Source organism: Thermostichus sp. MS-CIW-36 (genome assembly GCF_054059035.1).
The window spans coordinates 1-2,500 of the sequence record NZ_JBSSBR010000056.1 but is presented as its reverse complement, the minus strand read 5'-3'; the positions used below and the strand labels follow the sequence as shown (position 1 = coordinate 2,500).

Annotated in this window: 2 tRNA genes and 2 rRNA genes (1 of these 4 cut by a window edge); all 4 read right to left on the bottom strand. The window is 58.8% G+C overall.

What is annotated here, in order from left to right:
* Positions 1-1,026: ribosomal RNA gene (locus ACVWVQ_RS14180) — 23S ribosomal RNA — on the bottom strand; it reaches 1,783 nt to the left of the window's first position.
* 233 nt (positions 1,027-1,259) lie between these two features.
* Positions 1,260-1,335 (bottom strand) — tRNA-Ala (locus ACVWVQ_RS14175).
* 89 nt (positions 1,336-1,424) lie between these two features.
* A tRNA-Ile gene (locus ACVWVQ_RS14170) sits at positions 1,425-1,498 on the bottom strand.
* Between the two features lie 123 nt (positions 1,499-1,621).
* Positions 1,622-2,500, bottom strand: a 16S ribosomal RNA gene (locus tag ACVWVQ_RS14165); the annotation flags it as partial.

Below are 2,500 nucleotides of genomic sequence, written 5' to 3'. Positions count from 1 at the left end.
TGGTCTGGGCTGTTTCCCTCTCGACGATGGAGCTTATCCCCCACCGTCTCACTGCCGACTAACCCTGGCGTATTCGCAGTTTGGTTCGGTTTGGTACAGCTCTCGCCGCCCGCACCGATTCAGTGCTCTACCCCACCAGGTACCTGTCGACGCTGCGCCTCAACGCATTTCGGGGAGAACCAGCTAGCTCTGGGTTCGATTGGCATTTCACCCCTAACCACAGCTCATCCGATGATTTTTCAACATCACCCGGTTCGGCCCTCCACTTGGCTTTACCCAAGCTTCAGCCTGGCCATGGTTAGATCACCCAGGTTCGGGTCTACAGCATGGGACTCTCGCCCTCTTCAGACTCGGTTTCCCTTTGGCTCCGGCATTCCCGCCTTAACCTGCCCCACGCTGTAACTCGCTGGCTCATTCTTCAACAGGCACGCGGTCACCCGTTCAATCGGGCTCCCACTGCTTGTAGGCACACGGTTTCATGTTCTGTTTCACTCCCCTCCCGGGGTTCTTTTCACCTTTCCCTCACGGTACTGGTTCACTATCGGTCACGCAGGAGTATTTAGCCTTACGAGATGGTTCTCGCCGATTCACACGGGATTTCCCCTGCCCCGTGCTACTCGGGATCCGGCCGGCGCCTTTGAGCTTTCGGCTACAGGACTTTCACCTTCTCTGGTGCAGCATTCCAGCTGCTTCCCCTAGCCCGCCGGCTACCGCTTGGCCGTCCCACAACCCCGCCCAGCCGTAGCTGAGCGGTTTAGGCTCTTTCCCGTTCGCTCGCCGCTACTGAGGAAATCACTTTTGTTTTCTTTTCCTGCGGCTACTAAGATGTTTCAGTTCGCCGCGTTCGCCCCTTTGGCCTATGGATTCAGCCAAAGGTGACAAGGCTTGCGCCTTGCCGGGTTGCCCCATTCGGGAACCTGCGGATCACCGCTTTTGTCCAGCTCCCCGCAGCGTTTCGTCGGTAACACGCCCTTCCTCGCCTCTGCGTGCCTAGGTATCCACCGTGCGCCCTTAACTGACTTGACCTTTTCACCTCACGTAACATTGGTGTTCTACCTGCCTCATGCCCCCAGGTTGCTGCTGCTTCCCCCAAGCCAAGGCTCGGAGGGCTCAACCCAGAAGCATGCTGCTCTCTTGCTATGCAGTTTTCAAAGTGCTGGCCGGCTCAACCCGGCTGGAGGCTTGTGCTCGGACCCAAACCCCTAGCCCGGTCGTCAACCTATCCAACTGGAGAACCCCTTCCCGGCTCCTCACCAAAGTGGTGGAGGTAAGCGGACTCGAACCGCTGACTTCTGCCGTGCAAAGGCAGCGCTCTACCGGCTGAGCTATACCCCCAATCCAGACTGCACCCACCCTCTGGCTTTGCCCTCAGCTTGGCCAGCCCGCTTCTAGCTTGCTAGCTCTCCCTTCTCTAGGACAAACAGTGGGCCATCCTGGACTCGAACCAGGGACCTCACCCTTATCAGGGGTGCGCTCTAACCACCTGAGCTAATAGCCCTTCCCTTGGCTCTCCCCCAGAACCTCAGTCAACCATCCCTTCAACCCCGACCGACCTGGGATAACCTTTGCTGGCCTGAGGGTGGTCTAACTCCCCTCAGATGCCCCAAGGTAGGTCTCCCTAAAAGGAGGTGATCCAGCCGCACCTTCCGGTACGGCTACCTTGTTACGACTTCACCCCAGTCACCAGCCCTGCCTTCGGCGGGTGCTCCGACTTCGGGCATGGCCAGCTCCCATGGTGTGACGGGCGGTGTGTACAAGGCCCGGGAACGTATTCACCGCAGCATGCTGATCTGCGATTACTAGCGATTCCGCCTTCACGCAGGCGAGTTGCAGCCTGCGATCTGAACTGAGACGCGGTTTCTGGGATTGGCTCACGCTCGCGCGCTCGCGACCCTTTGTCCGCGCCATTGTAGCACGTGTGTAGCCCAGAGCGTAAGGGGCATGCTGACTTGACGTCATCCTCACCTTCCTCCGGTTTGTCACCGGCAGTCTCCCTAGAGTGCCCAACTCAATGCTGGCAACTAGGAACAAGGGTTGCGCTCGTTGCGGGACTTAACCCAACATCTCACGACACGAGCTGACGACAGCCATGCACCACCTGTGTCCGCGCTCCCGAAGGCACCCCCACGTTTCCGCAGGGTCCGCGGCATGTCAAGCCCTGGTAAGGTTCTTCGCGTTGCATCGAATTAAACCACATGCTCCACCGCTTGTGCGGGCCCCCGTCAATTCCTTTGAGTTTCACACTTGCGTGCGTACTCCCCAGGCGGGACACTTAACGCGTTAGCTCCGACACTGACCGGGTCGATACGGCCAACGTCCAGTGTCCATCGTTTACGGCTAGGACTACTGGGGTATCTAATCCCATTCGCTCCCCTAGCTTTCGTACCTCAGCGTCAGTTGAGGCCCAGTTGCGCGCTTCCGCCTCAGGTGTTCTTCCCGATCTCTACGCATTTCACCGCTACACCGGGAATTCCCGCAACCCCTACCTCACTCTAGCCGG